At 45.3% G+C, this 17099-nt stretch carries 17 protein-coding genes; 15 read left to right on the forward strand and 2 right to left on the reverse strand.

Features of this window, described 5'->3' with window-relative positions:
* Positions 1-40: 40 nt before the first annotated feature.
* Together ACSBOP_RS00605 and ACSBOP_RS00610 are read right to left on the reverse strand one after the other, a co-directional pair.
* A complete protein-coding gene (locus ACSBOP_RS00605; protein ID WP_442602597.1) occupies positions 41-1108 on the reverse strand; it encodes an SGNH/GDSL hydrolase family protein in 1068 nt (355 codons plus the stop codon).
* Positions 1083-2501 (reverse strand): MBOAT family O-acyltransferase, encoded by a 1419-nt coding sequence (locus tag ACSBOP_RS00610; protein ID WP_442602598.1) that lies wholly within the window; start codon positions 2499-2501, stop codon positions 1083-1085. The genes ACSBOP_RS00605 and ACSBOP_RS00610 overlap by 26 nt, the downstream gene beginning before the upstream one ends.
* Before the next feature lie 170 nt (positions 2502-2671).
* Between ACSBOP_RS00610 and ACSBOP_RS00615 the strand changes: the two genes are divergently transcribed.
* The 15 genes from ACSBOP_RS00615 to hag all read left to right on the forward strand — a co-directional run bounded on the left by ACSBOP_RS00615 (position 2672) and on the right by hag (position 17016).
* On the forward strand, positions 2672-5284 hold the full coding sequence (locus ACSBOP_RS00615; protein ID WP_442602599.1) for a stalk domain-containing protein: 2613 nt from the start codon (positions 2672-2674) through the stop codon (positions 5282-5284).
* Positions 5285-5374: 90 nt separating this feature from the next.
* A complete protein-coding gene (locus tag ACSBOP_RS00620) occupies positions 5375-6541 on the forward strand; it encodes a sensor histidine kinase (RefSeq protein ID WP_442602600.1) in 1167 nt (388 codons plus the stop codon).
* Positions 6534-7265: a response regulator gene (locus ACSBOP_RS00625; protein WP_442602601.1), complete on the forward strand. Its 732-nt coding sequence runs from the start codon at positions 6534-6536 to the stop codon at positions 7263-7265. The genes ACSBOP_RS00620 and ACSBOP_RS00625 overlap by 8 nt, the downstream gene beginning before the upstream one ends.
* An 86-nt stretch (positions 7266-7351) precedes the next feature.
* Positions 7352-7720, forward strand: coding sequence for a glycosyltransferase family A protein (locus ACSBOP_RS00630; protein ID WP_442602602.1), 369 nt, complete (start codon positions 7352-7354; stop codon positions 7718-7720).
* A 583-nt stretch (positions 7721-8303) separates the two neighbouring features.
* Entirely contained in the window at positions 8304-9902 is a 1599-nt protein-coding gene (locus ACSBOP_RS00635; protein WP_442604330.1) for a DEAD/DEAH box helicase, read from the forward strand.
* Positions 9903-10194: 292 nt separating this feature from the next.
* Entirely contained in the window at positions 10195-10722 is a 528-nt protein-coding gene (locus ACSBOP_RS00640; RefSeq protein WP_442602603.1) for a ComF family protein, read from the forward strand.
* A 50-nt stretch (positions 10723-10772) separates the two neighbouring features.
* Entirely contained in the window at positions 10773-11201 is a 429-nt protein-coding gene (locus tag ACSBOP_RS00645) for a TIGR03826 family flagellar region protein (protein ID WP_442602604.1), read from the forward strand.
* A 105-nt stretch (positions 11202-11306) separates the two neighbouring features.
* Positions 11307-11564, forward strand: coding sequence for a flagellar biosynthesis anti-sigma factor FlgM (flgM, locus tag ACSBOP_RS00650; RefSeq protein ID WP_442602605.1), 258 nt, complete (start codon positions 11307-11309; stop codon positions 11562-11564).
* A gap of 62 nt (positions 11565-11626) precedes the next feature.
* Positions 11627-12127 (forward strand): flagellar protein FlgN, encoded by a 501-nt coding sequence (locus ACSBOP_RS00655; protein ID WP_442602606.1) that lies wholly within the window; start codon positions 11627-11629, stop codon positions 12125-12127.
* A gap of 18 nt (positions 12128-12145) precedes the next feature.
* Positions 12146-13708: a flagellar hook-associated protein FlgK gene (gene flgK, locus ACSBOP_RS00660; RefSeq protein ID WP_442602607.1), complete on the forward strand. Its 1563-nt coding sequence runs from the start codon at positions 12146-12148 to the stop codon at positions 13706-13708.
* A gap of 26 nt (positions 13709-13734) precedes the next feature.
* Positions 13735-14649, forward strand: a complete 915-nt coding sequence (flgL, locus tag ACSBOP_RS00665; RefSeq protein ID WP_442602608.1) for a flagellar hook-associated protein FlgL — start codon at positions 13735-13737, stop codon at positions 14647-14649.
* 33 nt (positions 14650-14682) lie between these two features.
* Positions 14683-15252, forward strand: a complete 570-nt coding sequence (locus ACSBOP_RS00670; RefSeq protein ID WP_442602609.1) for a DUF6470 family protein — start codon at positions 14683-14685, stop codon at positions 15250-15252.
* 84 nt (positions 15253-15336) lie between these two features.
* Positions 15337-15810, forward strand: coding sequence for a flagellar assembly protein FliW (gene fliW, locus ACSBOP_RS00675; protein WP_442602610.1), 474 nt, complete (start codon positions 15337-15339; stop codon positions 15808-15810).
* Complete coding sequence (csrA, locus tag ACSBOP_RS00680; protein ID WP_442602611.1) at positions 15804-16028, forward strand: carbon storage regulator CsrA; 225 nt, start codon at positions 15804-15806, stop codon at positions 16026-16028. The genes fliW and csrA overlap by 7 nt, the downstream gene beginning before the upstream one ends.
* Before the next feature lie 139 nt (positions 16029-16167).
* Positions 16168-17016, forward strand: coding sequence for a flagellin Hag (gene hag / locus ACSBOP_RS00685; protein ID WP_442602612.1), 849 nt, complete (start codon positions 16168-16170; stop codon positions 17014-17016).
* Positions 17017-17099: the final 83 nt, after the last annotated feature.

Genomic DNA, 17099 nt, shown 5'->3' on the forward strand with positions numbered 1-17099 from the left:
CAATAGGATGTGCGCTTCTTCTTTGTTTAAATTAAGTTCTTCATTTCAACCACTTACTCGCCACAAGCTGACACAACCACTCTGCTCCTTTGGTGTTCAAATGATTCACATCACGGAAGTCTTGTTCGGTCTGCAGCGCTTCGTTAGAGATGATTTCGAATTCAGCTCCATAACGGTTAGCGATCGTGCGAATGGTGTCGTGGAATTGTTGCTGTTGTAAGGCATAGCCACTCTGCATGGCTTGTTCAAATCGATCTGTTCGTGGAATCCGCAGGATGGTCACAGTGACCCCCTGAGCGCGCAAGTCACGTATGAGTGACTCAAATGAATCGGTTAAGATCCCTTTTGTATCATAATTCTGCATCCAACGGTCAACATTATTTTTGGCTAATTCAGCGGAGAGGTCACCCTTTACAGTGTTCGGTGCAATGCCGCCAGGGTGTAATGAAATTTCAAACGATAGCTTCTTCTTTGGATCTAACGCCTGGTCGACGATGCCTGCCCATATTGTACGTAGATCGAACGATTTCAGAACGTAACCGACTAGCAAGTCCCCGTAGTTATCTTTATTCATGACTCTAAGCCGATCTTGCAAGCCCGCATAATAGCGGAACATCGGCTGTTGCTCGGCTTTAGGCTCGGCATTGTTGATCTGATGTTCATTCACGACAACGATCGCGCGGCGCATGTTCGGCATCTGATCTTTATATTTCAAGTAGGTGTGGTAAATCTCAAAAGCTTTACCACCAGATAGACTAAAGTTGAACAATTGCTCGGGCTTCATGCCAGCGGCATTAGCCAGCATCTCAGGGCGCAGCCCGTCTATACTTTGCGAATCCCCGAATATGACAGTATCAATGGCGTTGTGATCAGCTGCTCGGAATGAATGATCCAGCTCGGCGAGCTGACTAATAAATTTCTTCTCGGGTACATAGAAGTTGAGATTACGGAACACGAACACTTCACTTAGAACGAGCAGGATAATGAATCCGATAAGACCCCATGCTAGCTTTTTCTTCGGATTACGATGCTTGTCCCTACGAGATCTTACTAATGTTCCCTCTTCACCTTGGGGGCGGTTGTTAGAATTGGAAGTAGATGAATCCATATTTCTCCCCCTTCATGTAGTAAATAAGGACCAGGGTGATACACAGGTAGCAGACACTGCGGATCGGGAACGGCACAGCATGCCAGAAGCGGCCTGCGGTCGATTCGTATTTGCGCAGCAAGTATTCCAAGATATGCAGGAGGAATAGTCCGCATATCCAGACGAAAGCAGGTGTCTGTACGACATGAAGCCAGCTGCTAGGATGGAGCATTTTACGTGTCATATCCAGGGCTAACGTCATGCTATGCGCCCGGAAGAAGACCCAAGTCCAGATTGTAATTTGGAAAAAGATAAAGACAGCAGCCACGTGATACACGCGGTTAGAACGCAAGTTCTGGATCCAATCGATACGATTGAGTTTTAGCGACAAACGGTGGATCACAAGTAATGCCCCCCAAATCGCGCCCCAGATGACGTATGTCCACAACGCTCCGTGCCATAAGCCTGAGATGAGCATCGCCGCGAATAGGTTCACGTACGTACGAACAGCTCCCTTACGGTTACCACCGAGTCCAATATAGATATAGTCTTTAATCCAGCGGGATAGTGTCATGTGCCAGCGATCCCAGAATTCCTTGGCGCTTGCGGACAAGTAAGGTGCATTGAAGTTTTTCATGAACCGAAGTCCCAATATATAGCCTAGCCCAACAGCCATGTCGGTGTAGGCGGAGAAGTCGTAATAGATTTGGAAGGCAAAAGCTGTCGCGCCAATCCAAGCTTCTGTGCCTGTCATGGCGGTTCCTTTGACAAAAATCTCATCTGCGACAGTGGCAATGGTGTCCGCGATAACGACCTTCTTCACCATACCAATGAGGAACATGTAGACGCCGTATTGGATGTCAGACCAAGGGATTCTTTTGTTAGGTAAGTCATTTAGCTGCGGAATCAGCTCGTCCCCTCGCATAATCGGCCCTGCGATTAAGTGCGGGAAGGTAGAGACGAAGATCCAGAACTTCACGAATGAACGTGTAGGCGTGGAATGCCCGCGACGTACATCGATTAAGTAAGATAGAAATTCGAACGTGTAGAACGAAATCCCAATCGGTACGACGATGCTCGACTGCGCCCATTGTGTGATGAGCAGATCGGTTCCTGCTAGTTTCTGAATGGTTGTAAGGGCGAACACACTGTATTTGAAGAAGATTAGATTTGCTAGGTTGAGTGCAATGGCGATCCAGAACGTCCACTTTAGTCCTGGGCGCTTCATTACATGAACGATCACGAACGTGATCAGACACATCGCAACGAATAGGAGTAGAATGCCGATACCGGAAAACCCATAAAACACGGCGTTGGCGATGGCTAGCAGAATCAGCCTATTTTTGCGGAAAGTGAAGTACGGTATAAGTAAAAGGATGAAAAACACCAGGAAATTTGGCGAATGGAATAGCATGGACTCACCTCTCGGTTTGTATTATATCATTGGGATTTTGGGGTGTAAAACGCCTCGTTCCAATTTTGCTAATAATTTCCTTGTCCCAAAACCGTAACCTTTTGGTATATTTAGGAGTCTATTAATTTACGTACATAAAAGACGAAAAGAGAATGGAGTGGATAAGCAGCATGAAAATACGCAAGCGCGTGTTAAGCGGAGCTTTAGCCGTTGCAATGATTTGTCAGACGTGGGTCGGTATCCCACAAGCTAAAGCAGATTCAGTAGATTTAATTTATAGCCAGATGATTACAGCTGGCGCAGTAATGAAAGATTACAGTTGGACATCGACAAGAAGCAACAAGAAGGTCACGACTAAAGCAAATGTAATCGAAGTGGATTTAACGAATCCGAATGTGAAGCTCGACACCATGACAGGTAAAGGTGGGAATTTTACAAAGAAACAAACGGTGCTTGGTATGGCGAAGGAGTCCGGAGCCGTTGCGGGTGTGAATGGTGACTTCTTTAACACACAAGCTGAAGGTGTGCCAATCGGCCCGCAAATTACAGATGGGAAGTTGATGGCGTCAACTCCGGATAATATGACAGGTTTGTACGCTTTTGCAGTGACGAAGAACAATGAGCCGATGGTTGACCTTTTTGCGTTCAAAGGCTCGATTACAGCGAAGGATGGCTCTACGCATAAGCTCGATGGTGTGAACAAGACGTATTACTGGTACGACGATGGCACACACAGTCATATTGACGGCATGTTCTTGTACACGGATGCTTGGGCACAGGAAGACCGCTCCAATGATGGCAAGTCGGTTCCAACAGAAATTTTAGTTCGTAACGGTGTGATTGTAGATATGGCGATTGATACCGTGCTTAAAGTGGTTGCACCGAAAGATGGCTACATTATCCGTGCAGGTGGTAAAGCAGGGGAATATGCAAAGGCTCATTTGAAAATTGGTGATCCGTTAAAAGTCGACTACCAGCTCACGTCCCAAAGTGGCGATAAGGTGTATGACAAGGATTATTTTAAAACGATGATTGGTGGACACTCGATTCTACTAGACGAAGGCAAGCCAACTGCATTCTCGCGTGATGTGTCTGATCTCAATGGCTATCGCGCACGTACAGCGCTTGGATATTCCAAAGATAAGAAGACAGCTTATATCATCACAGTAGATAAGAACTCGAATAGTGACGGCATGTCATTCAAGGAATTGCAATCATTCATGTCTAGTATTGGCGTTTGGAAGGCAGTGAACCTTGATGGTGGGGGTTCGACGCAGATGGTGTCTCGTGAACTTGGGGATAAAGAACCAACTCTTAAGAATAATCCTGAAGGCGGCGGCTACCAAAGACCTGTCGTGAATGGGATTGGTGTATTCTCACTTGCGCCAAAAGGCACCCTTGCAGCATTGTTCCTCAAAGGACCAAGCGAAGTATTCCTAGGTGAGCGTGTTACATTCACAATGGAAGGCTATGACCAGTACTACAATCCAATGACAGTAGATGAGTCTGTGAGCCAGAAGTGGTCAGCAACAGGAAATATCGGATCGTTCTCAGGGTCGACTTTTATTCCAACAAAAGTAGGCAAGACGACGATTACGGCAGAAGTAGGTAACGGTAAGCAGTCCAAGGAAATTCGTGTGATCGGCAAGGAAGATCTTGCGTCATTGAATATAACGTCTTCGAACCAAGTGTTGAAAGAAGGCGAGACATATAAGTTCACCGTAACCGCTACAGATAAGAAAGGCCGTAAGAAGACACTTGATCCACAAGGCTTGCAATGGGAAGTGAAAGGCAATAAAGGCGAGATTAAAGACGGTCAGCTTAAATTAAGCAGCTTAGACGGAGCGAAGACGGTACAAGTCATTGCATCCTATGACGGCATGTCGGCGATGTACACGCTATCCTCTGGATACGAGAAAATATGGTATGACATGGACAACACAGCTGTACTTACCAATGGCAGCACGTACCCGGCTGAAGTTGAGGGCAGTGTAACGACCAACAAGGACAGCAAGGGGAATAAGAGCCTAGAAATCAATTATGATTTCTCCAAAGGAACAGGCAATAAAGCAGTTTATGCAGACTTCAACAATAAGAATGGCGCACCGATTGAAGGCAGCCCACAAGCGATTAAACTTAAAGTATTTGGTGATAACTCACGTAACTGGGTTCGCGCTGAGGTCGTTGATGGTGACGGAGACTTAAACCGAATTGATATTTCCAAAAATGTAAATTGGACAGGTTGGAAGGAAATTGAGGTTAATCTAGCCGAATACAACCTAACGTATCCTTTTACAATTAAAAATGTGTATGTAGCCACACCTGCGGAAAGTCCCGATGAGCGTGAGCTAAAAGGTCAGATGCTGATCGATGATATTGCATTTGTCTACAAAGGTGGAGTAGCTGTACCGCCGAAGAAGAAAGTGAAATTGACATTAGATCAGAAGACAGTTTACCTAGACGGTAAAGCCATTACACTGGACCAAGCACCTGTTGAAGTAGAGCAACGTACATTAGTACCTATTCGTTTCATTATGGAATCGTTCGGCGGAGAAGTGAAATGGGATCCGAATGACTGGAGAGCTTCGATTCTGTATGGCGACAAGCTCGTACAGCTTTGGAATGGGAACAAGGATATTTCATTCACTGGTAAAAAAGTGGCAACTGACGTGAGTCCGCAAATTATTAATGGTCGCATGATGGTACCTCTTCGAGCTGTTTCGGAATACCTCAACTGGAAAGTAGGCTGGGACCCGAAAACGCGCACGATCACATTAGAGTAAATAAATAGTACTTTTTGGGCAGTCTCAACAATAAGGAAATATGTTACTATAGACAAATGAGAGATTTATAGTGAAGGAGACTGCCTGGCCTTGCAAGCGGATGCGATCGACCAAGTCATCAAGAGTGCTATCGAAGTGATGGAGACTAGTAAATATCAAATTTTTGATATATCAGAGCATGCGCGTGATGAGCGTTCTGAACTGATGAAAGAGCAGGAAGAAGTGAAAGCAGAGGCGATCAAGACCATTGATCAAGTCGATAAGCTGGAACTGGACCTTCGGCGGTCGCGCATACGACTGTCGGAGGTTTCCCGTGATTTCAGACGTTTTCATGAAGTAGACATTAAGGCAGCTTACGATAATGCGAATTTGATGCAGCTTCAGCTTACTTTAATGCGCGAGAAGGAAAATCATCTTAGAACAAGACGTGATGAGTTACAAATCAGGATCAAAAGCTCCGATAAGCTCGTGCAGCGAGCAGAGAGAATCGTTTTTCAAATGGACATTGTGCTTGGGTATCTTTCAGGTGATTTAAGTGAAGTTTCACAAATCTTAGAGACGGCGAAGAACCGGCAGATGCTGGGACTGAAGATTATTCTGGCTCAAGAAGAAGAACGGCGCCGAATTGCTCGAGAGATCCATGATGGAATGGCCCAGACCCTGGCGAATCTTGTGCTGCGCAGTGAAATTGCAGAACGGCTCCTTGTGAAGCAAGAGTATGATGTCGTCAAAGAAGAGCTTCAAATACTGAAGAGTCAAGTGCGTGGCGGATTAGAAGAAGTCCGTAAAATGATCTTTAATCTCCGGCCGATGGCGCTGGACGATTTAGGTCTAGTACCGGCTGTGCGTAAGTACGCACAGGATTTTGAAGAGCGTACACGTATCCTGACGAAGCTTGAAGTGAAAGGCAAGGAAATGAGGCTGCCTTCTGGAATGGAAGCAGCGATTTTTAGATTGATCCAGGAAGCATTCAGTAACGTGTTTAAGCATGCGAAGGCAACGTTTGTTGAAGTGGAGCTTACGTTCGGACTAGACTTCATTACGGTTAAGTTCACGGATAACGGAATTGGCTTCAATGTTGGAAAGACCGAGCAAATCATTGCAAAGGGTGCTAATTTCGGAATTCTCGGAATGAGAGAACGGCTGGATCTGTTAGAAGGTAAGATGGAGATCGTGTCCGAAATTAACATGGGAACGAAGATCAACATGGAAATTCCGATTCGACCGCAGAACAAGGAGGAGAACACCGATGGATAATGCAAGCAACGTGAAGAATAAGGTGAAGCTCATTCTGGCCGATGATCATCAACTGTTCCGTGAAGGTTTGAAGCGTATTATTAACATGGAAGACGATATGGAAGTGATTGGAGAAGCGGGTGATGGGATTCAAGCGCTTGAATTGTGCAACATCCTTCAAAATGACGTTCATGTAGTCCTAATGGATATTAATATGCCGGAAGAGAACGGCGTTGTTGCAACTGAGAAACTGAAGGTTATTTTTCCGAATATCAAAGTGATCATTCTATCGATTCATGACGACGAAAGTTACGTATTCGAGACGTTGCGTAAAGGCGCATCTGGATATTTACTGAAAGATATGGAAGCGGAGTCATTAATTAATGCGATTCGTTCCGTCGTAGCAGGACATGCCTATATTCATCCGAAGGTTACAGGCAAGTTGATCAATCAATTGCGTCGGATGACTTACCTCGATGATATTGGAGTCGTAGGACCAGGGGAAGCTGTTCGTGAGAATGGTATAAAGTATGTACATGCTCCAAGTTCGCCACTAACGAAGCGTGAATCTGAAGTGCTGCGTTTGATGTCTGAAGGCAAGAGCAACAAGTTAATAGGAGAATTCCTCTACATAAGTGAAAAGACAGTGAAGAATCATGTAAGTTCAATTTTACAAAAAATGGAAGTTGATGACCGTACGCAGGCCGTTATTATCGCGATCAAGTATGGCTGGGTGACCTTGTAAACGCTAGACAACTTCATCGACTAAAGGGAGTGCACGGAACCTCTCACTTCTTGGCGGCATATATTGCTCCAAAGGAGGGAGGCACCATGTGGATCGGCTTAGGCTTGATTGTAGGAAGCTACGGCTTATGTGTCGCTCTGATACATCTTTATTATGCAATGAGTAAATGGCAAACGACTCCGCCGCAGCGGGTGATAGTCGTAACTAGCAACAATCAACAGCAAGTAGAATGGGTTCTTCGCTCATTGTTCTTCTCCTCGTGGCTGCGAGGACGTACGATCTCGGCAACTATCATCGATACTTGCTCGACCGACGATACCTTGAAGATCATTGAGCGATTAGCCTATCAATATTCGTTAGAGGTACACCGTCACACATCCCCTACACCTCTAGATGAAATTATCCGCAACTACCCCCATGATCTAGCCATCGTCTGCCCGAGAGGCGCAGTTTGATGGGCAGAAAGTGAAACCGTAACCCATACCCTTTTATCTCCATTTATCACATTCAACTTTCAATAATCAAAATACTTCACAGGTAAGGTGATCTATGCTCGTTCAATGTTATGCAGTAAAGCTGCATGAAGGATGGACGTGGGATTTCTCATTAGATGTGAGGGTTGATGTTCAATATAGGTCCGAGTGTCATCGTGCCGATCTTGGCATGGTCATGCTAGAACCTTCTCTTCCCTATGGACAAGCCCTTCGTTTATGTGAGCAACTGCGTGCAAATTCAAGATTCATAAGGCCAGTTCCTAGAACGACGATAAGTGCACCTAACGAGGTAACGGAGGTCGTTTCCACAGAGGAACTTAAGATTTTACAAGCGCAATTAAAAGCTGCTCTAACGGCGTGTCAGATATCTGCTGGCGCGCAGAAGTGGCGGCTAGTTAGGGTAGATGAAGCCGAAAGTAGGCAGCAGCTGTCCATGCATGAATATGAGTACCGGATGTTTGTTCATGCCTTAGCGGGACGAGCCTTGTTGGAGACGGAAGTACAGTCTCTGGTGGATAGCGTGTGCAGCAAATTGGGACAGGATGTGCATTTGTCAGAACGATGGAAATCCTATATTCAGTTAGCAGCGCTGCGCGGTGACGTTGTGCTGGAGAAAGGGATGGAAGAGTTTGAACATCGAGAACGACCTTTGATTTGGAAAAAAGTTCGTAATTATACATGTAAGCGATGTGGGTCAAGTAAGGACCGCATTCATAGAACTTCATGTGTAGATTGCGGAGGGGCATGTGCATACTGTCAAGCTTGTCTCACGATGGGAAGGGTTCGATCTTGCTCGATGCTCATTCGAGGAGTGGGGATGGGCCAGAGGGAGATAGCAGGAGTGGTAGACGAGGGTGGAGGGGTTCGAGAGGAATCTAGGGAATGGGATAGAACGGAGGGTGCATCAAGAACATTGAGCGCTGTAGGCGCATCCCCTACTGAGGTTGAGCTGCAGGGCTTCACTGCGCCATGGGGATTGAGTCCTGCACAATCCGCTGCGGCTACTGCTGGTTTGGGCTGGTTAAGTGGGAATCTATTGTCTGTTCATGAAAATGGCATGCAGCTTGATAGGAATAACGTAAGCAGATCAAACTTTCTGATCTGGGCGGTAACAGGTGCCGGGAAGACGGAAATGATCTTCCCGTTTGTGGCGTATACCCTTACCCAAGGGGGCAAGGTCCTCATTGCAACGCCTAGGCGGGACGTCGTGCTTGAACTTGCGCCCCGCATTGCGCGGGCGTTCCCGGATCAAGCCGTCGTCGTCCTCTACGGCAGCAGCGACCAGCGATGGGACACAGGTCCCATCACAATTGCGACCACGCATCAGCTCATCCGCTTCCGCGAAGCCTTCGATCTCGTCATCATCGATGAACTCGATGCATTTCCCTACCACGGCGACCCGATGCTCGCGTTCGCCGCAGACAACGCGTGCAAGCCCGGCGGCTGCACACTGCTGCTCTCCGCAACGCCGCCGCAGGCGTTGCAAAGAGATGCCGTGAGGGGCAAGCTCCCTCACGTTAAAGTTCCAGCGCGATTCCACGGCCATCCACTGCCCGTACCCGGGCAGTTGGCCATTCCCGCGCTGAAGCGGGTGCTGGGGGCGGGGCAGCTGCCGCCCGCCCTGCAAGCGAAGCTCCGCGCGTCACTTGCGCGCGGAGCGCAGTTGTTCATCTTCGTGCCGAGCATCGCGATGGTGGAGCCGCTTGTGCATCTGCTGCGGAATAATTTGCAGGGGGAATATTTCCCCTCACAGGCGTCAGTGGATGCTAATGCTCAATCGCCCCGTGTGCCCCAAGAGTCAGCTGGTCCACTTGTCATCGAAGGCACCTCATCCAAAGACCCCCTACGCACCGAAAAAGTCCAACAATTCCGAAGTGGTGCCATACGCATGCTCGTTACAACCACAATCCTAGAGCGCGGAGTTACAGTGCCGAAGACCGATGTGTTCATACTTGATGCGGATACCAAGCTTTTTGACGAAGCTGCACTTGTTCAAATGTCGGGTCGGGCCGGACGCTCCAAAGATGATCCAGCAGGAAACGTATATTTTGCCGCAAAGGAACGAACCCGATCTCAGCATACTGCAATTGCCCATATCAAGAGCATGAACAAAATTGCGAGAAAGCAAGACTTTTTAAAATAATGGTTAATCAATCATCCCCAATAACAAGGAGGTTCATACGATTACTTCCCCCGTCTCATTCTTCAAAAACATAAAAAATTTGCTAGGGATTCGCCATCTCTCAACCTTCCTAGCACCGACTAAAAATCGATGTATCATCTGCAGCAACGAAGCCCATCTCCAATCCGATCATTTTGGTTTATGTCAGCCTTGCTACACCAGCTTAGGGTGGATTCGGGAAATTCATTGCCCAACATGTGGTCGTTATGAATATTGCCCAGATTGCCCGCGCAACCTCGATCGTTCTCTTGCCATGAATCGCAGTGCGGTTCAATACAATCAGGAAATGCGGGAAATACTAGCCCGTTACAAATATCGAGGTGATGAGCAGCTATGCGGACCTATGTCAGATATGCTCTGTTATGCGTATGCCTTGATCCAGCAAGCAGCGCCATCACCGCCTCAAACAAAAGAAGTTTTAACGTATGTCCCGGTTAGTCAGGCGCGTTTTGCCGAGAGAGGCTTTAATCAAGCCGAGCAAATGGCACGAAGTCTTGGGAAAAAATTAAGTATGCCTGTCATCCCCTTACTGCAGCGCAATCGTCATACGGAAAAGCAAAGTTTAAAATCTCGCAACGAGCGTCTACTGGATTTGCAGCATGTTTTTTCTTTTGATAGACAAGGGAAGGATCAGCTAGAATTACTTAACTCCAATCACCCGTATCGTATTTATATCGTTGATGATGTGTATACAACGGGAAGTACACTGCAGCAGTGCGCAACGATTATTCATGAAAGTGTTCCTTTTGTTACCGTATATGGCTTGACATGGGCACGATAAATTGCGATAAAATAGATGCAACGCTATTGTTAGTCAAAAGGGAGGAACAAATGATGGGCTACCAGAATGTTTCAAATTGCCCAACCTGCGGTCGTGTGTTTGTAAAGGGGATAAGGGATATATGTAATGCTTGTTATCAGAAGATTGAAGAGCAGTACGATATTTGTGTTAAATACCTCAGAGAACACAAGACAGCCACTCTTTATGAATTAAGCGACGTGACCGGAGTCACTGTGAAGCAAATTACGAAGTTTGTGAGGGAAGGGCGAATTTCGCTAGCTGGACACCCGAACATGACCTACCCGTGTGAGATTTGCTCAACTCCTATACGAGACAACATCATGTGCGATTCTTGCCGATCGAAGCTAGCAAAAGATTTCAAAAATGTTCAAGCAGATGAACAGCATAGAAAAGCAGCGGTAGAGGACGATTCGAAGCTTTCTTTTAACATCCAAGATCGCTTAAATAATCGCAGGTAGCATTTTGTCAATAATCGAATATAAAGTTTTCATTACCAAATGCCGATAATAGAATTAAATGTTATCGGCTATTTATTTTTTTGTTGGAAGATGAGGTGAAATTCCATGAAGATCAGCGACATACACCGTATTGGGGCGATGAATCCATATAAACGGGCAGGTGAAGCTAGAGCGCAGAGTGATTTGAATCGTTCATCACGTAAAGATGAAGTACAAATTTCGCCTGAAGCAATGGAATTATTGGAAAATAAAGTAACGAATAAAACAGAACGTATCGCAGAGCTGAAGCAAGCCGTTGCAACGGGGACTTACCAAGTAGAAGCAGGCAAGATCGCAGAGAAAATGCTGCCTTTTATTAAGTAAAACGTATCCGTCTTGAAAGACAGTGAAATGAAGAAGAAGCACAAAGGAGCGGGTTTTCGATCATGTCCATTACAGATCTGTTAGAGGTTATGGGGGAGCTAACTATCATCCATACCGAACTACTTTCGTTAGCCAAGGAGAAGACCCCTCTGCTCGTTAATAATGATGTTGAAGCTCTTAATCGCATTATTCATAAAGAGAACAATTGGATTAAGCAGGTTAGTGAACTGGATCAGAAGCGCTTGCATTTTGTAGGTGAATATTTGGTCAAGCGTGGCTATCATCCCAATCCAAAAGTAACGATCAGCGACCTTATTCGCATTATTTATAAAGCAGAAGAAAAGCAATCACTTACGGAAATGCAAGAAAAGCTATCTCAGGTAATTGCAGAGCTGCAGACCGTGAATCAACTGAATCAAGAAATGATCAAGCAATCCTTAGCCTTTATTGACTATTCGCTTGATATACTCGTCGGATCACCAGAGAACGAAGTCACTTATCAGCATCCGGCTATGCAGAAGCAGACAGGCACTCGCGTTGGTTTATTTAATGCAAAAGCTTAACATGGAGGGGGTATCCCAATGAGATCTACATTTACCGGATTGGAAATTTCCAAACGAAGTCTGTTCACGCAACAAGCGGCCTTGCAGACGACAGGTCATAATATATCCAACGTGAACACACGCGGATTTTCTAGACAAGTAGTTAATATGGTGGCGTCAACTCCACTTGAGGCTTATGGCATGATGCGAAGTACGGTTCCGGGTCAAATGGGACAAGGTGTCGAGTTCGACCACATTAATCGGATCCGGGATCAATTCCTCGATCATCAATTTTACAATGAAAATAAAGGCCTAGGTGAGTGGTCAACGAAGAAGCTTGCCCTTGAGAAGCTGGAGAACATTGTGAACGAACCTTCAGACTCTGGTATTCGCCAAGTAATTCAGAATTTCTGGAATTCATGGCAAGAGCTAAGCAAGGCACCAGAAAACTTAAGTGCTCGTGCCGTTGTAAAAGAAAGCGCACTTGCGATGACGGAAGCTTTCAATCATACAGCTACACAGCTTAAAGATTTTGAACGCGATTTATCCGATAACATTACTGTCAAAGCTACTCAAATTAACTCGATGCTTCGCGAAGTTGCGAGTTTAAATAAAGAAATTTACCGCATTGAAGGCCTAGGCGATCATGCCAATGATCTTCGCGATCAGCGTGACGTTGTGATGGATGACTTGTCGAAAATTATCAATATTGAGATGATGGAAGATTCGACAGGTTACAACATCACCATGGGCGGTGTGGAGCTGCTAAATTCAGCAAATGAACAGCCTGAAGTCAATGTTACGAGCGATTTCTTGGTTGGGAATGCACAAGGTGGCGCGCTGAAAAGTGGTGAAGTATACGGTCTTGTCTATTCACGCGATACGCTGGTGAAGAGTTACCGTGATCAGATAGATAACATGGTGAAGACATTCGTTGGCGGGGACATTAAGGTCACGCTGCCAGCAGGTAGTGTTCTACCTAAAGGTGTTGTCATTGATGGTGTATCCGGGACGTTGACGAAGGATACTGAGGTGACGGTAAAAGGATTTAACCAACTGCACCAGCTCGGTTATACCGGCGAGAAGACACTTTCCCAAGGCGGCTTGTTCTTTACGATGAAGCCAGGTGCAACTGAGATTACAGCAGAGAGCATTACTGTGAACCCTGCAATTGTAGCTGACGTTGGTAAAATCGCTTCCTCCATGCGTACTTACATGGATGGTGGAGTGGAAAAGGTAGTAACAGGTAACAATTCACTTGCCCTATTAATGGCAGGGATGAAAGATAAGAAGTTTGATTATGACCCAACAGGATCTGGAACGGCAGTTCTGAACGCAGGTACACTCGATGAATATTTACGCTCAGTTGTAGGTAGTATTGGGGTACTTAGCCAAGAAGCGAAGCGTCAGACAGCGAATCAGGACTTACTCGTTCAACAGATTGAGTCTTATCGCCAGTCAGTGAGCGGTGTCTCCCTAGATGAAGAGATGTCCAACCTCATTAAGTTTCAACATGCGTACAATGCAGCAGCTCGTGCGATGACAACCTATGATCAAGTGTTAGATAAAGTAATCAATAGTATGGGAATTGTAGGTAGATAAATAATCTAGCTTGAGGGGGCATTCGCATGGCGTCAAGAGTTACGCAGAATATGTTGAGTTCGCAATTGCTAACCAACTTGAATAAGAACTTAAATAATTCACAAGTATTTCAGAATCAATTATCGACAGGCCGAAAAATTAACAAGCCTTCCGATGATCCAGTGGGTATCAGCTTCTCCATGCGCTATCGGAACGAACTGTCTGTGAATGATCAGTATGAGAAGAACGTGGATAATGCGATTTCGTGGTTGGATTATTCCGATACGATGATGGGGCAAGTGGGTAAAGTCATGGACCGTGCACGAGAACTAACTGTTCAGGCTTCTAACAGCACCAATCCAGATGCTGCCCTTGAAGCTATTAATAGTGAGATTAAGCAGCTTTATGGTCAGCTAGTCAGCATTGGGAACAGCCAGTTCAATGGTAAATATGTATTTAATGGGGAAGTAACGGATGTAAAGCCATACACGGAAGCCAATGCTTCTGGTGAATCAACAGACAACGGCAAAATTAAAATTGAGACAGGTGTCGGCGTTACGATGGAAGTTAACGTGACAGGCAACGAAGTATTCGGTAACCCGGGTGATAATGACAACATGTTTAAAATTTTGCAAGACTTAAGTGGACTTCTTGTACCGAATCCACCTGGTAGTCCCGTTAATTTCTCCGCTATATCGGGTACACTCGGTAGATTCGATAGTCGTATTGATAAAAATCTTGAGACTCGTGCGAATATTGGTGCGAAGGCAAACCGCATTGAATTGTCTCAGGACCGACTTGCAGATATCAAGTTAAACCTGACAAGCCTTCGATCCAAGACAGAAGATGCGGATATGTCCGAAGTTATTTTGCATATGAAAGAGAATGAAAATATATACCAAGCTTCTTTATCCGCAGGTTCAAAAATTATCCAGCCAAGTCTTGTCGACTTTCTCAGATAGAAGCTAGATTCTAACTTATTAGGAGGGGAGATCATGGAATTGTCCCCGATCGTCCAGATACACACTCAGAATGCCAAACTTGGAATTGTTGCGAATCGTGGAGTGCTCGATATCGAGCAACCGAGGGCGACGATGGAGATGAAGACTACCCGTCCTCAGCTGGATATCCATAGTGAGAATGGTGAGCTGCGTATTGACCAGAGTCGTGCGTGGGATGCTTTAGGTGCTGGTGGCACCTTGAAAATGCTGCAGAGCATTTATCAAGAAGCACGCCGCGTTGGGATGGAAGGCGTTGCTCGTATCGTACAAGACGGGAATCGGATGGCAGCCATTCAGAATAAGGCGGATGCGTTCGTTGAGCTTGCAGCTTTTAGACCGCAGCAGTTCAATGAATTCAATTATCTGGGCGATGCATCTTTTGATAACGTGGACATTGATTACATCCCTCATAAGCCAGATATTCGTGTTCAAGATGGGCAGTTGTCGATCGATACACAAGTGAATAATCCGATTGTGAATAGTCATAGTGGGAAGCTGGATATTTATATGATTCAATATCAGCAAATTCAGTTTACCCCGCCGCAGATCGATGTGCTGCGTTAAATCAATTGCGATATAATTAGCTATGGATGAGAGTCTATGGCTATTTTTTATATGAAGATAACTTGATACTAGGGGATGATCTTGGTGCTAACGATTGAAACTATACATTTTGGTGAAATGAACATAACAGAAGAGCGAATGATTGAATTTTCTCATGGACTACCTGGTTTTGAAGAGTTAACGAACTTCATAGTCGTTGTACCAGACGAGAGCTTGCCATTTGCTTATTTACAGAGTGCTGACAGTGCTGAAGTGAGTTTCTTAATGGCAGATCCTTTTCAATTCTACGGTGAGTATGAGTTCGAATTGAGCGAAGCAGCACAAGCCGAGCTTGAGGTTAGTGGACCTATGGATGTACAAGTGCGCGTGATTGTAACGGTACAGGAAAGTTTGCAAAGCGCGACAATTAACCTATTAGCTCCCATTATTATAAATCCAGTTAGACGTAAGGGTAAGCAGATTGTGCTGCACCAGACATCTTACACAACTAAGCACCCTCTTATTCAAGCAGCATCGGATACGAAATCACCCACGAAAGTCGGTGAATCAACATGCTAGTATTGTCACGTAAGAAAGGCGAGACGATCGTCATAGATGGGAACATCGAGGTGACTATTCTGGACACAGAAGGTGATTCCGTTCGTATTGGGATCAACGCCCCGAAGCATATCGACATTTATCGTCAAGAAGTGTTCCTTGCCATTCAACAATCCAACCAAGAAGCGGCAAGAACTATCGTTAATCCGCTAGATTTAAAATTTTTTGATAAAAAATAAATTTTGCTATTCACTTCCGCAGATGGAATTACGATAAATAAAGTATAAACGATTTGCGAGGGCGGCCGACCTTAGCAAGCCGTGAGGGCCCCACAAGGATGTGGGGTACTAACAGACACCTTCAAGGAGGAAGAAAATAATGATTATCAATCACAACTTAGCAGCAATGAATACACACCGTCAAATGGGTATTAACACAGGATCTTCTGCAAAAAATATCGAGAAATTGTCTTCAGGTCTTAAAATTAACCGTGCTGGCGATGACGCTGCAGGTCTAGCAATTTCCGAAAAAATGCGCGGTCAAATCCGTGGTTTGGACATGGCTTCCAAGAATGCTCAAGACGGTATTTCCTTGATTCAAACAGCTGAAGGTGCATTGAACGAAACTCACAGCATCTTGCAACGTATGCGTGAACTTGCTGTACAATCCGCGAATGATACTAACGTGACTACAGACCGTACTGCGCTTCAAGATGAAGTAAATCAATTGGCTAAAGAAATCAACAGAATCGCAAATACAACTGAGTTCAATACACAAAAAATCTTGGATGGTTCCAAATCAGGAGCAACTAAAGGATTGGTATTCCATATCGGTGCAAATTCATCACAAAGCATTACGTTAAATATTGGTGCTATGGATGCTAAAACGCTGAACGTAGCAACTACTAAGACTGAATCCGCAGCTGGTATCGATATTACAAAACAAACAGCTGCTAACTCTGCAATCACTAAAATTAATAGTGCTCTTACAACAGTATCCACTCAACGTTCCAAATTGGGTGCTGTACAAAACCGCTTAGAGCACACAATCAATAACCTGGGAGCTTCTTCCGAGAACTTGTCTGCTGCTGAATCCCGTATTCGTGACGTAGACATGGCGAAAGAAATGATGCAGTTCACGAAGAACAACATCTTAACGCAAGCTTCCCAAGCAATGTTAGCACAAGCTAACCAACAGCCACAAGGCGTATTGCAATTGCTTCGTTAATTCTTAACGGAATCAGGAAAGAGACCTTAGTTCATCTAGGGTCTCTTTTTTTATCTAAATAAATTTGTGCTCCCATAGATTTA

Origin of the sequence: Paenibacillus sp. KN14-4R (assembly GCF_052180255.1) — a bacterium.
Lineage (GTDB): Bacteria > Bacillota > Bacilli > Paenibacillales > NBRC-103111 > Paenibacillus_AM.

Coding starts and splice junctions, on each gene's coding strand:
- hag (WP_442602612.1), top strand. CDS start 16,168: ATGATTATCAATCACAACTTAGCAGCAATGAATACACACCGTCAAATG.
- ACSBOP_RS00645 (WP_442602604.1), top strand. CDS start 10,773: ATGATGGGCTACCAGAATGTTTCAAATTGCCCAACCTGCGGTCGTGTG.
- ACSBOP_RS00615 (WP_442602599.1), top strand. CDS start 2,672: ATGAAAATACGCAAGCGCGTGTTAAGCGGAGCTTTAGCCGTTGCAATG.
- ACSBOP_RS00630 (WP_442602602.1), top strand. CDS start 7,352: ATGTGGATCGGCTTAGGCTTGATTGTAGGAAGCTACGGCTTATGTGTC.
- flgL (WP_442602608.1), top strand. CDS start 13,735: ATGGCGTCAAGAGTTACGCAGAATATGTTGAGTTCGCAATTGCTAACC.
- flgK (WP_442602607.1), top strand. CDS start 12,146: ATGAGATCTACATTTACCGGATTGGAAATTTCCAAACGAAGTCTGTTC.
- ACSBOP_RS00670 (WP_442602609.1), top strand. CDS start 14,683: ATGGAATTGTCCCCGATCGTCCAGATACACACTCAGAATGCCAAACTT.
- ACSBOP_RS00640 (WP_442602603.1), top strand. CDS start 10,195: ATGAATCGCAGTGCGGTTCAATACAATCAGGAAATGCGGGAAATACTA.
- ACSBOP_RS00605 (WP_442602597.1), bottom strand. CDS start 1,108: ATGGATTCATCTACTTCCAATTCTAACAACCGCCCCCAAGGTGAAGAG.
- flgM (WP_442602605.1), top strand. CDS start 11,307: ATGAAGATCAGCGACATACACCGTATTGGGGCGATGAATCCATATAAA.
- ACSBOP_RS00625 (WP_442602601.1), top strand. CDS start 6,534: ATGGATAATGCAAGCAACGTGAAGAATAAGGTGAAGCTCATTCTGGCC.
- csrA (WP_442602611.1), top strand. CDS start 15,804: ATGCTAGTATTGTCACGTAAGAAAGGCGAGACGATCGTCATAGATGGG.
- ACSBOP_RS00610 (WP_442602598.1), bottom strand. CDS start 2,501: ATGCTATTCCATTCGCCAAATTTCCTGGTGTTTTTCATCCTTTTACTT.
- ACSBOP_RS00655 (WP_442602606.1), top strand. CDS start 11,627: ATGTCCATTACAGATCTGTTAGAGGTTATGGGGGAGCTAACTATCATC.